We start from the raw sequence: 12,409 nt of genomic DNA on the forward strand, positions 1-12,409 counted from the left end.
TATGGTCGCCACTGTTGCTAATCAATGGGTCGATACTCAGGAGGGGGACCATCCTAAAGTGATCGCTAAGGCCCGAAATATCTTGACCCAGGTCCATTACTGCACCCTCGCCACCTGTTCCCCTGAGGGGATACCCTGGGCCTCTCCCGTATTCTTCGCCTATGACTCAGACTGGCATCTTTACTGGTCTTCAGCCACGGCGTCCCAGCATTCCCAGAACCTCTATGACAACCAGGGGCGATGCGCGATCGCAATTTATGCCAGCAATCGTGCCGAAGGCCAGGGCCAGGGGCTTTATCTAGCCGGGACCGCTGGGGAATTGGATCCCGCAGCCATCCCAGAGATCATGACCCTACTGTTTCAGCGCGCCGACAACTGGCCCCAGCGTACCCCAACAGACTATCTGGGGGACTCGCCCCGCCGCATCTACCACTTTCGTCCCAATGCGGTATGGGTCACGGGGGAACGCCTTGCCATCGGCCCACAACTCATCGATACCAAAGTGCAACTCGATCTAGCACTGTTGCAAGGACACGCCCCCTGATATCACCCCTTAATCTCAAGTCCGGCCAAAGAACCACACAAGCCGATAAAACTCGGTTCTCCCCAGAATTGATACCGCTATTAATGGCACATCCCTAATCGGGAGCGGAGGCGGGATCGCAGGTGCCGCCTAGGCCGACCACAATCACGCAGGTGTTGGATACCAGCATGGCCTGCAAGGTCTCCCCAGTAGAACCCGTTTCCCCTGGTCCCGCCACGTAGAGGACTTGGTCGGGCACCATTACCCCTGCTTCCTGGGCTACGGTTTGAATCACTTGGGGATTTGTAGCGGATTCGGCAAAAATAGCGGGCACTTGGGCCGCTTTTACCTGCTCCACTAGAGCGGTGAGGCGGGCAGCTGTGGGCTGTTCCTGGGTGCTGAGACCACTCAAGGCTCCTGCCACCTCAAAACCATAGGCATCGGCAAAGTAGCGAAAGGCATCGTGGGTGGTTACCAATTGGCGGTTACCCTCGGGTACGGTGGCCACCTGTTCTCGAATCCAGTCATCTAAGGCCAGAAATTGCCCAGACAGTTTCGCCGTGCGGGTTTGATAGCGATCGGCTTCTGTTGGGTTGAGGGTCGCCAATTCTGTCCCGATGGCCTCTGCGATCGCGGCGCTGTGGACCGCACTCTGGTACACGTGGGGATCGGGCACCAAGGCATCTGTTTCCCCGTGGCCGTGGTCATCATGGCCGTGGTCGTCATGGCCGTGGTCGTCATGGCCGTGGTCGTCATGGCCGTGGTCATCATGGCCGTGGTCGTCATGGCCGTGGTCATCATGGCCGTGGTCATGGTCGTGGGCAGCGGCCAAGAGCGGCTCGGGCACTGCCACCTCATAGATGGGCACCCGTGAGCCTGCCGTATTGGCCGAGGTCACCATTTGAATCACCCCCGGTGCGTAGTTATAGCCGTCATAGAGCACCAAGTCGGCTTCTTCAATAGCGCGGCGATCGGAGGGGGTGGGGCGATAGACATGGGGATCTTGCCCTGCCTCCAGAAGGCAGGTGAGATCGAGGGTATCAGCAGCAATCTGCTGTACCAGATCACAGATCACCCCGTTGGTGGCCACTACTAAGGGCCGATCGCCGTCGGGTTCGACAGATTCAGAGGCGGAGGGGGTAGAGGTGCTTGCGCCACACCCCGCCAGCCCTAGCCCTAGGCCGCCGATAACGACCATCCATTTCCCAATTTTCTGCAAGGTTTGACGCATCATAAAGTCCCTGTGTTGACCCTCACCAAGTTTGCTATGATTAGCGGACAAGCTTGAGAACGATTCTCATTCCACTTTGAATGATGTTAGACATCGAAAATTTATCTGTCAACTACCAGCGATCTTTGGCTCTAGAGGCGGTATCGCTGCAATTGGCTCCTGGGGAATTGGTGGGTCTCATTGGGCCGAATGGAGCGGGAAAAAGTACTCTGATTCAAGCCATTCTGGGCTTAGTGCGCTACCAGGGACGGGTGTTGTATCGCGGGGCTCCCCTGCGGTGGCAGCGGCAAAAGGTGGCCTATGTTCCCCAGCGATCGCAGATTGACTGGGACTATCCCGCCACCGCTTGGACCGTGGCCCTCATGTCCCAGACCTTAGCGGCAGGCTGGCTTCATGCCCCCACGCCACAACAGCGGGGACGGGTCCGAGCCGCCCTAGAGCGGGTGGGGATGGCAACGCTGAGTCATCGGCCCATCGGTCAGTTATCTGGTGGGCAGCAGCAGCGGGTATTTTTGGCCCGAGCCTTAGCCCAGGATGCGGATCTCTTTTTGCTGGATGAACCCTTTACGGGTATAGACAAAAGAACCGAAGCCGTAATGTTGGAAATCTTTACTGAACTCAAAACCCAAGGCAAAACCCTGCTGGTGAGCTGCCATGAATGGGGGGAGGCACTACAACGGTACGATCGCCTACTGCTTTTGAATGGTCGGCTGTTGGCCAACGACAAACCCCAGGCAGTAATGACCCTGGAAAATATTCGCCAAGCCTATGGCGAAGCCTTCCGCACGATGCCAGACCGTCAGATGTCTCCTATGCCTACGCCTACGCCCTGGGCCAGTTAACCTGGCCTTACCCGCCAATGCCTAGTCGCCCAGCCAAACTGGGGGTGAGGGGAGCCAAGGTAGCCAGCATGAGAAATAGGGCCAAGAGTCCCAGGGCTGCCCGAGCGTCGTTGGGCTCCGTCAGTTCGTTTTCCGCCGGACGCTCCAGGGTGCGCTGGAGAAACAAAATCAGGACGGACCAGTATAAGGCCAGGGGATTGGCCAGGGATGCGATCGCGAGCACGATCAGCGTAATGACCGTCGCCCGACCCGCTACTTTGCGACCATAAATAGCCTGCACAATCCGGCCTCCATCCAGTTGGCCAGCGGGCATCACATTCAGGGCAGTGATCACTAGCCCCAGCCAGCCAACGAGGGTCAGGGGATGCACATCCACTAAGGGTTGGGACAGGGCTGAGCCGAGGACGCTCTTAGCCAAAGCCCCCACCAAGATCGAGCCCTGGAAAAACTGGGCTGGGACCTGAAATTGACTGCCGGGGTGGGAGAGGACTAAGCCCATAAACAACATGACCAAAGACACCAGCCCCCCTGCCGCTGGACCCGCGATCGCGACATCAAATAGCGTGCTGCGGTCTGGCAGGTTCGACTCAAACCGGGTCACTGCCCCAAAAGAGCCAATCTGCCAAGTTGGCAGAAAAAAGGGCCAGCTCAGTTTCACCTGCCGCCACCGCGCCATCCACCAATGACCCACCTCATGGGCCACCAGGATGAAAATAATACCCGCCGCTACCGGCCACACCTGGATCCATTGATTCGGCGTGGCCGCCAGATCAATACCCATCAACAGGCCACTTGCTTCCAGACAAGTGAGCAACGTCATCACCGCCAACACTACCGCCAGTACCTTCTGCGGCGTAGTCAGGGGGCTGGGGTCGGTCTCGCTGGGCAACGCCACTACCACGGGCTTGCTACTGGGGTCTTGGATCAAAAACAGCCGATAGCGATCTCCCACCCGCTCCGCCTTCAGGGCGTTGAGCTTTATTAGAGTGTCCTCTGGAGTGCCCCTGAGATTACCCCGAAAAATAGCCCCCTGTTGATAGGGCACCGTCTCAGTGCGAAAGAAGGTATCCACACCGAAAATACCCTCCAGGGCAGTGCGATCCGCCGCTGGTATCTCGGGAATGGCTTCAACGGCATTGCTGGCTATAGTTGCCCCAGCAGTCGATTCTGCCGCATCATCCGAGCCATGACTTGCTGACTCCCCTGATACCTCATCCGGACCCCTAGCATCGGCATCGGTCACCCCATCGGTCTGGGTTAGTGCTGCTGCCCGCTGGGCCAACAGTTCTGCCTGTCCCAGTTTGCGTAATTGGCGTCCTAGATAGACGTAAATACCCGCCGAGCCCAGAACTAACCCCAACACCACCGCCAAGTTGAGGTATACCCCCAGGGCAAACAAGGCAAAAAAGAGTAGCCAGGGAGCCATCAAGACAACGGACTGGAGCCAAGCAAAAAGCCCCAGCTTGCCATAGGGCCAAGCTCGATAGAACCCCCAGCCCAATAATCCCACCGCAGCCAACAAAAGCAGCAGGGTAATCATGCCCTAACCCCCAACGCGCCAGTTCTCAGGTCCAGATACATCCGGCCTTGATGACCGATGATTATTGCCAGACATTGAATACTTTAACTGAGTCGAGTCCCCGCCCCATCGCACTATCCCGTTCGGATATCCCCTCGCATTCTGGGATTCCCATTGTTCCTATGCTTCAGAAGCGCTAAATTGAGCGAGAATTCTGGCTTCATTGTGATCTGTGTATCGGGATCTGGATTATCGAGATCTGGATTATCGGGATCGGGATCTGCTTATCGAAATCTACGGGATCCGGGATCTATACCAAGTCCAGAAGTGGAGTTTCCCCGGCGGGGAAACTCCACTTCTGGACTTGGGCAAGGTTTATAGCGATCCTGCATGAGCTTTGAGCAAGCGTTTTGTTCCGTGGGTTACGCTTCGCTTCACCCACGCTACGAAGATCTTCAGAAATCAAATGGGATTGCTATGTATTATCGGAAACTATGATCGCCCATGGCTGCTGACGCTGAAACCCCTCATCCTACCGCTGAGCCTGGGGAACCCGCTTTCCAGGACGCCAAATCTGATGCCGCCAAATCTAATGGCACCCTCCCCCATGGGCAGTCTAGCGCCCCAGCCCTAAAGCCCTTCTCCGCCGCCAACACCGATGGGAGACATCACCCAGATTCTTCTAAACAAGATCCTTCTAAACCGATACCGAGTCGTGAAGGGGATATGCCCGCCATGATCCCGCGCCCCGCACTGTGGGTACAGCCCACAACTTCCCTAGCCTTAACGCTGTTGGTGGGCATGGTGGCACTGCTGGCGGGCTTTGTCCTAGATAGCAACTGGCTCATTTTGGCCGGGGCTTTAGTGACGGTTAGCCTATCTTGGCGGCTCCTATGGCCCTCCCTGCGGGGACTACTGGTACGACTCTCTCCCCAGCAGCAGGTCTTACTCATTGTTGTGCCCGCTTTCTTGCTTGGCAGCTTTGGACTCATGCGGGCAGTGGGTCTGACCCAAGCCATCCTAGTCTGGGGGCGCACAATTCGCTGGGAGGTGGTCGGTGCCCTAGGGGATTTTTTAGGAGCCTTTGGGCAGATTTTTGTGGCGATGCTGGCCCTCTATGTAGCTTGGCAGCAGTACGTCATTTCCCGCGATCTGACCACCCAGCAAAACCGCATTACCCAGCAGCAAACTATTGACGCCTACTTTCAGGGTATTTCCGAATTGGTACTCGATGACGAAGGCATGTTGGAGGACTGGCCCCAAGAGCGGATCATTGCGGAAGCCCGCACTGCCGCTATCCTGACCAGCGTAGACGCTTCCGGCAAGGCCAAAGTTATTCGCTTTTTATCGCGGTCAAAACTGCTGACGCCCTTGAAGCGCGACCGGCACCTAGGCCGCCCCATTCTGGACGGCGAAGGGGGCTATGCCGAAGACCGTGCCCAGGGTGTCCGGGTGATTGACCTAAATACCGTCCTTGCGGGGGCTGATTTGGCAGGTAGCGATCTGCGCTGGGCTGAACTGAGTGAAGCCAACCTCGTACGAGCTGACCTCAGCCGCTGCGATCTAGCCCGCGCCGATCTCAGCCGCGCCATCCTCTACTGCGCTCTGCTCAACCAAGCTGACCTGATGAATACACGGCTGTTTTACGGCTCTATCGAAACAGCCTCTCCCCGTAGCCGCACCGAGTTGCCCGACTACGGGACAGGAGCCCACACTGGAGCAGTGGTAGAAGGGGCCAATTTCTTCCAGGTCAAGCGCCTATCGGAGGAACAACGCCAATATTGTTGCCGCTGGGGTGGAGAAGCCACCCGCCAGACCATTCCCGGTGGCTGTGACGGCATCCCCAACTGCTTGGACTCCTGAGACCACATTCTGTCCATAGGCTCCGATGCGTTGGGCGCACAGCCGTCATGGACATTGCCTTGAAGGACTGGCTTGAATGGGATGTCATAGGAAGACCTTCAGGGAAGGGGTTAACCTGGGGCGCGATCGCACTTCATGCCAGCCTGAACCGGATCAAAGCCCTTAGGAAAATGAGTCTCCTTGGGATCATAATCCGCATCTTGAAGCATCGCCCCTGCCAACTGAGTTTCCCGCAAGTCGGTCCCGATCAGCATTGCCCCTCGCAGATCCGCCTCAGTTAAATCCGCTTCCCGCAGGCAGGCATAGCTCAGATCTGCCCCCCGCAGATTGGATCGATTGAGCTTAGCTTCCCGCAGGTCGGCATAGCTCAGGTCTGACCCCTTCAAATCTGCGCCAATGAGTTCCACCGCCGCCAGCGCCGCATTCGTAAAGGCTCGTTCACCGGCACTATAGGCCCGCAATAGGGCCTTGGTCGTGGTGATCACGCCATCATCCATGGGTTGATTGGTATTCACCTGGATATCTGCCATCTGCTATCCCATTCCGCCATCATCTTGATGACGCACTATTTTCCTGTTGTCAGTCCTGTTGTCAGTCCTGTTGCCAGTGTAGTGCCCGTCAGTTCCGTCGGATCATCAGGCGTACTGAGCAGTCGTTCCATAAAGATTAAGTCCAACCAGCGCCCAAACTTATAGCCGACTTGGCGCAGGTGGGCGACCTCCTCAAAGCCTTGGCGACGGTGGAGGTGCAGGCTCACAGCATTATCGGCGTCAATGCCCGCCACAATGGCATGATAATCCCTCGCCTCAGCCGCTGCCACCAAGGCCGCTAGCATCTGCCCTCCGAGGCCCTGCCCTTGGGCTGCGGAGGCAATGTGGATGGAATTTTCCACGGTGTATTTGTAGGCGGCCCAAGCCCGAAAGGGACTCAGGGAACCAAAGCCAACCACTTGGTCCCCCGTTTCTGCCACCAGCACCGGCAACCCAGCCGCCACTTTGGCCCGATACCAATCCTGACGCATGGCTAGTGTGTGGGGCGCATAGTCGTAGACGGCGGTGGTGTGGAGAATGGCGTGGTTGTAGATTGCCAGAATAGCGGGCAGGTCTGGTTCAGCGGCGGGACGAATCTGGGCCATAGCGGGCAGTGGGGTCAAAGGACAGATAGCACCGATGCGTGGATGGCTCCGTTGCTAACGACCACACCTCGGTTGTCCATCATTTTGACGCCGGAGTAGAAATCCAGGGGCTTACCGTGCATGTCGGTCACCTTGCCCCCGGCCTCTTCCACCACAATGGCACCAGCGGCGTGATCCCAAATTTTTTCCCGATAGTCCGGATATTTGGGGGAGGGGAGGCGCAGGTAGAGAGCTGCTTCTCCAGCGGCGACGGTCCCGTACTTGGCCTGACTGTCCATGCGGACTGAGGCTTGAGTGATGCCTGCCGCCTTGGCGACCGCCTGCTGTTGGGCCTGGTTGCCGTGGTTGGCTTCTACGCTTTCTACGAACCGCAGTCGCTCCGTATCCCCTGGCTGTACTACGTGAATGCGCTGGGCTGGACCATCGCTGAGGGATTGCATCGTGGTGCCTTCTCCGCGCACCGCCACGAATAGCAGTCCAGGATCCCCTTCCCCAAAGGCCAAGGCAGGGCAGCCTAGGACCCCCACCTTCAAGTCGCCATCTTCAATCAGGGCTAATGCGATCGCATATTGATCACCCCGGAGAAAGCCCTTAGTGCCATCAATGGGGTCTAGGGTCCAAAAGCGTCGGCCCACATTGCCATTGCCGTGATCAATCCACTGAGCCACAAGGTCGGGGGTAGCTTCCGCAATGTGGGCTTTGACGAAGGCCGTAACCTGCTGTAAGCGACTGGCCATCTCTGGCTGACGCAGATCAGCGGCATCCTCCTCCCCCACCACCGGGTCGGCCCCAAATGCCGCTGCTAAGGCACAGCAAATGATCGCCTGGGAGCCATAGTCCGCCACGGTCACTGGACTGTTATCAGACTTTTCCATCGCCTCGGGCACCATATCCCGCCGCACCGCTTCACACAGTTTGGCAGCCAGGATGACGGCCTCTACCGCTACTGCCCGCTCTTGCTCATAGGCCATGGATATCTTTACCACTTAAAAGGTCAGCCCTAGTTTACCCCTGTCCTAGTTGGTAATCTCTGTTAATTACCCCAGTGCTCTGTCAATCCTCAATTGGTAGGTTGGGTTCAGCGCTAGCGGAACCCAACCTAGCCCACTGCTGTTGGGTGACCCTTCGTTTCACCCAATCTACGAGTACCCTAATCTTTAGTCTTGACGCTGTACTAGGCGTGAGGGGGCAGCGCCAAAACCACCCATTTACTAAAGCAGGAACCCTTATAGCGATATGCAGATGGATTACGTACATTCCTGAGGGCGCACAGCCGTGTGCCTCTACCGTAGGCGTACTGGATTGAGATCAATACCGCTATATAGCGGTTCCCTAATGTATGAGGTACACCTCAACTTAATGACACTTTGGCGAACAAGGGGCTTAAGCCCCTTGCCTGTACTTAACCCGAGTGAGAACCGCTATATGTGACATAGACTTCCCTTTCTGCCTTCTGCCTTCTGCCTTCTGCCTTCTGCCTTCTGCCCTCTGCCTTCTACCTTTCAGTCCTAGGGGTTACGGCAACTGGGACACCGTTGGCCTGTAGAGACTGGGAGAGGGCTTGCAAGGTTCTAACCAAGGTTGTGGCCACCGCGCCCCCGGAGCGATCGCTGGGGGTCTGGGTTTGGACACAGGTGAGAAAGTGTTGGCAGACCTGCTGGAGGGGTTCACCGGCAGGGACGGAGATCACCGTCCGGTCTAGAGAGGTGGGCAGAAAGTAGCCGTCGCCGCTGGGTTCAAACTGTCCCTGTTGTAATACCAATGGGTCTGGTTGTAGCTCATCCATGATTAGGGTGCCGCGATCGCCCACTAGGCAAAGTCGCCGTTGCTTGTCAGGGTTAGCCCAACTCAGATGTATCGTAGCCTGGACGCCGCTGGGGTACTGCAATCGTGCCCACACTGTATCCGCTAGTCCTTGGGGAAAGTGGGGATTGGGGGCCTGGGGCTGGAGCCAGACTTGCCCTTGGGCTGCAACGGTTTGGGGGGTTTCCCCTAGCCAGTGGTTAAAGATGGCAATGTCGTGGATGGCCAGATCCCACAGGGCATCGACATCGGGCCGGACGGGACCCAGGTTGGTGCGGGCGGCGTAGCCGTAGCGCAATGCCCCTAGGCGGTGAGCCGCCACCACTGTCTGCCCCTGCTCAACCACGGGATGGAATAGGTAGGTATGGTCAATCACCAGTTGGCGCTGGTGGGTTTGGGCTAGGGCGTAGAGGGCTTCACAGCTTTCGGCTTCTAGGGTCAGGGGCTTTTCTGCAAGAACGTGTTTGCCTTGAGTCAGGGCAGCGACGATCAACGGGTAATGGCTGGTGGCGGGGGTCGCAATGACGACGGCATCCACCGTGGGCAGGGCCATGACTGCGGCCCCGTCGGTGCTGAGATGGATGGCGGCATCTAGGTTAAAGCGATCGCGGATTGTGGCCAGATGATCGGCACGGGGATCTACCACTGCCACGACTTCTGCATCCGGCAGGTGGAGAAAATTCCGCAGTAGATTGACACCCCAACGTCCGACGCCAAATACCGCCAGCCGCACGCGATCGCCCATAGTGCTGTCCCTAGTGGTGATTTTCTATGTCAGGACTCACCTTAGCGCGCTTCGCTTAACTTTTCGCCCTACTTTCGGTCCTAGTCTCGGGTCTTAAGATCAGAATCTGGCCCAAGCGGGCTGCCAGATTGCATGGCGGTATAGGCGACCTGGGCTGCGGCCTGTTCGGCCAGCTTTATGGAACGGCCTTTGCCCGTGCCCCAGCATTGGTCTTGAAACCAGACTTCGGCCCGAAAACGATGGTCATCACCGTGGATTTGGCTGACTTCGGTGACCTGATAAAGGGGCAGGGTTTTGTAGTGGGCCTGGGTGAGTTCTTGCAAAGCCGCCTTGTAGTTTTGGCGGGTGGGGTCTTGGCGCAGGGCCGTGGCCATGGGTTCTAGGTAGTTGTCGAGCCAAGGACGCACCAAGCTGAGGTTGTTTTGGCTTAGGTATAACGCCGCCAAGATCGCCTCCATCATGTCCGCAAGGCGGGCAGGACGGGCGGCCTGATCGCCCTCGGCACTGGCGGAAATTTGCAGAAAGGGTTCTAGCCCCAGGCGCTCGGCTAACTCTGCCAAAATGCGATCGCTAACCAGGTGCGATCGCAATGCCGACAGTTCCCCGACGGAGGCATCGGGGTAGCGCTCCATGAGAAACTCTGCCGCCGCCAGTCGCAGTACCGCATCCCCTAGGAACTCTAGCTGCTCGTTATTGCGGGTGGCTGACACCGATACGTGGGTAAGGGCTTGATCGAGCAAGTCCCACTTAATTGCCACCGTCTCGGGGAGTCCGAGGCGGGCAAGGCAACGCCGTAGATATAGGGGCGGATCGAGCAGGAAGTCTGTGGAGTTAGGGGCAATCATGGCATCGGGCAACAGGACTCAATTCCCTGCTGGGGGAGGGCGGAAGAGGGTAGGGAACTAGAACAGGTTGGACGGGCGCGGCAGAATAGCAAGCCTATTTCTGCCGCAGAGGACTAGTACTGGGCGGCGTAAATACTCTGACCGTTTCATCGTGGCACACCTCGGCCCCTCACCGTTCGGCTGAGCTCACGCCGAAGCCCTAGCCCTCTCCCAGGGGGCGAGGGGACCGGAAAATGTTGGGCTGGTGCGGCAGAATCGTAAGCTTATTTCCACCAGGCAGTACGAGGGGCTGTGGACAATCAAAACCAGATTCCTGGTTATGGGGCGGTTACAGCCCCTAGCTTGATTCCCTAGGGTAGGCGTGATCATACCTACCCCGCAAGGGTTTCCCCATTAATTATCCCCACGCCCTAGTGGTTGCTGTGGAGCACCTGGCCTAGGGCCGTCAGCAAGGTTTCAACCCGATCGGGGTGGCTATTAGCCCCCATCAGCCCCACTCGCCAGACCTGACCCGCTAGGTCACCAAGACCACCACCGATCTCGATGTTGTGCTCTGTCAGCAGCATACGGGCAATAGCCTTAGCATCTACCCCGGCGGGCACTCGGACGGTGGTTAGGGTCGGCAAGCGAAATTCTTCTTCTACATGACAGGACAACCCTAGATCTGCCAAACCCGCCCAGAGCAGTTCAGCGGTGCTCTGATGGCGCTGCCAACGGGCTTCTAGCCCTTCCTCCGCTAGCAGGCGCAGGGCTTCCCGCAGGCCGTAGGTGAGATTGACGGGGGCAGTGTGATGATAAACGCGATCGCTGCCCCAATACTTTCGCAGCAGGTTGGCATCCAGGTACCAGTTCGCCACAGGGGTTTTGCGACGGGCCAGCTTTTCCTCCGCCCGTGCCCCCAGTGTGAAGGGGGAAACCCCAGGGGAACAGCTCAACCCCTTTTGGCTACAGCTATAGGCGAGATCTACCTGCCATTCATCCAGAAAAATGGGCACCCCCCCCAAGCTGGTGACGGTATCGACGATCAGCAGGCAGTCAAATTCTCGGCAGAGGGCACCGACCCCCTCCAAAGGTTGCCGTGCTCCAGTAGAGGTTTCGGCGTGGACCAGGGCTAGTACAGCCGGACGGTGTTCGATTAAGGCAGCGCGAAGGGCCTCCAGACTAAACACCTGTCCCCAGGATTGGTGAATGGCGCGCACATCACCACCGTAGCGCTTGGCCATATCTACTAAGCGATGGCCAAAGTAGCCCATGACGCCGACCAAAACGCGATCGCCCGGTTCTACCACGTTTGCCAGGGTAGCCTCCATCGCGGCGGATCCAGTTCCCGGCACCGGGTAGGTCAGCTCGTTGCTGGTCTGCCATGCGTAGCGCAGCAGGGTCTGCACCTCATCCATCATGGTCAGATAGGCGGGATCAAGATGCCCGATGGGCTGGTGGCCCATGGCTGCCACCACTACTGGGTCGGCATTGGAGGGGCCAGGGCCTAGCAGCAGGCGCTCAGGCACCACAAGAGGGGCGAGGGAACTGCGGTGGGCGGTGTTGATAGTAGGGGTAGTGCGAGATAGAATTGAGGGCATAATGTTAAATTTTGCGATGTTTTAACCCGTGAGGTGGTATGGCAATCCTATTTAATTTTTGAAGGCATTCGTAGCGTGGGTGAAGCGAAGCGTAACCCGCGAAGACGCTTGCTTAAAGCTCATGCAGGATCGCTGATAGATATCGTCTCATACTCTGAATCCAGCTTAAACAGTCCTCAAGTCTCTACTAAATCAAAATTACTATTTCGAAAAGCTCACCAGAGTGGCTTGAGGGCAGAGCAACCCAATGCCGTGCTGAGGGGGTTGCAGCGCCAAAGTCTCTGGATGTTGGGGGAATTTAGAGTGGCACCCAGCCGAGACTA

The 12,409-nt window shown here is 57.6% G+C and carries 11 protein-coding genes; 3 read left to right on the forward strand and 8 right to left on the reverse strand.

All coding sequences use genetic code 11. The features are described 5' to 3' along the window. The first annotated feature begins 1 nt into the window (after window position 1). On the forward strand, window positions 2–544 hold the full coding sequence (locus LEP6406_RS0205695; RefSeq protein ID WP_036028191.1) for a pyridoxamine 5'-phosphate oxidase family protein: 543 nt from the start codon (window positions 2–4) through the stop codon (window positions 542–544). A 94-nt stretch (window positions 545–638) separates the two neighbouring features. On the opposite strand, the gene LEP6406_RS0205700 is transcribed toward LEP6406_RS0205695, so the two are convergent. Beyond that, on the reverse strand, window positions 639–1,757 hold the full coding sequence (locus tag LEP6406_RS0205700) for a metal ABC transporter solute-binding protein, Zn/Mn family (protein ID WP_008314579.1): 1,119 nt from the start codon (window positions 1,755–1,757) through the stop codon (window positions 639–641). Window positions 1,758–1,834: 77 nt separating this feature from the next. On the opposite strand from LEP6406_RS0205700, the gene LEP6406_RS0205705 reads away from it, so the two are divergent. Continuing rightward, on the forward strand, window positions 1,835–2,596 hold the full coding sequence (locus LEP6406_RS0205705; RefSeq protein WP_263971138.1) for a metal ABC transporter ATP-binding protein: 762 nt from the start codon (window positions 1,835–1,837) through the stop codon (window positions 2,594–2,596). A gap of 7 nt (window positions 2,597–2,603) precedes the next feature. Here LEP6406_RS0205705 and LEP6406_RS0205710 read toward each other — a convergent pair whose 3' ends face one another. Continuing rightward, window positions 2,604–4,136 carry a site-2 protease family protein gene (locus LEP6406_RS0205710; RefSeq protein WP_008314582.1) on the reverse strand — a complete coding sequence of 511 codons (1,533 nt, stop codon included), beginning with the start codon at window positions 4,134–4,136 and terminating at the stop codon, window positions 2,604–2,606. A 483-nt stretch (window positions 4,137–4,619) separates the two neighbouring features. On the opposite strand from LEP6406_RS0205710, the gene LEP6406_RS0205720 reads away from it, so the two are divergent. Continuing rightward, window positions 4,620–5,978 carry a pentapeptide repeat-containing protein gene (locus LEP6406_RS0205720; RefSeq protein WP_008314583.1) on the forward strand — a complete coding sequence of 453 codons (1,359 nt, stop codon included), beginning with the start codon at window positions 4,620–4,622 and terminating at the stop codon, window positions 5,976–5,978. Window positions 5,979–6,088: 110 nt separating this feature from the next. Here LEP6406_RS0205720 and LEP6406_RS0205725 read toward each other — a convergent pair whose 3' ends face one another. From LEP6406_RS0205725 to LEP6406_RS0205750, 6 genes are all read right to left on the reverse strand, one after another. Continuing rightward, complete coding sequence (locus LEP6406_RS0205725; protein WP_008314585.1) at window positions 6,089–6,508, reverse strand: Alr5209 family pentapeptide repeat protein; 420 nt, start codon at window positions 6,506–6,508, stop codon at window positions 6,089–6,091. 35 nt (window positions 6,509–6,543) lie between these two features. Further along, window positions 6,544–7,131: a GNAT family N-acetyltransferase gene (locus tag LEP6406_RS0205730; protein WP_225886423.1), complete on the reverse strand. Its 588-nt coding sequence runs from the start codon at window positions 7,129–7,131 to the stop codon at window positions 6,544–6,546. Continuing rightward, window positions 7,128–8,099: a 3'(2'),5'-bisphosphate nucleotidase gene (locus tag LEP6406_RS0205735; RefSeq protein ID WP_263971139.1), complete on the reverse strand. Its 972-nt coding sequence runs from the start codon at window positions 8,097–8,099 to the stop codon at window positions 7,128–7,130. The genes LEP6406_RS0205730 and LEP6406_RS0205735 overlap by 4 nt, the downstream gene beginning before the upstream one ends. A 509-nt stretch (window positions 8,100–8,608) precedes the next feature. Then, window positions 8,609–9,661 carry a Gfo/Idh/MocA family protein gene (locus LEP6406_RS0205740; RefSeq protein ID WP_008310209.1) on the reverse strand — a complete coding sequence of 351 codons (1,053 nt, stop codon included), beginning with the start codon at window positions 9,659–9,661 and terminating at the stop codon, window positions 8,609–8,611. Window positions 9,662–9,741: 80 nt separating this feature from the next. Then, window positions 9,742–10,518, reverse strand: a complete 777-nt coding sequence (rnc, locus tag LEP6406_RS0205745; RefSeq protein WP_225886433.1) for a ribonuclease III — start codon at window positions 10,516–10,518, stop codon at window positions 9,742–9,744. 398 nt (window positions 10,519–10,916) lie between these two features. Then, window positions 10,917–12,086, reverse strand: coding sequence for a pyridoxal-phosphate-dependent aminotransferase family protein (locus tag LEP6406_RS0205750; RefSeq protein WP_008310211.1), 1,170 nt, complete (start codon window positions 12,084–12,086; stop codon window positions 10,917–10,919). Between the last annotated feature and the right edge of the window lie 323 nt (window positions 12,087–12,409).

The sequence above is a fragment of the Leptolyngbya sp. PCC 6406 genome, assembly GCF_000332095.2.
In the GTDB taxonomy this organism is placed as follows: domain Bacteria; phylum Cyanobacteriota; class Cyanobacteriia; order Phormidesmidales; family Phormidesmidaceae; genus PCC-6406.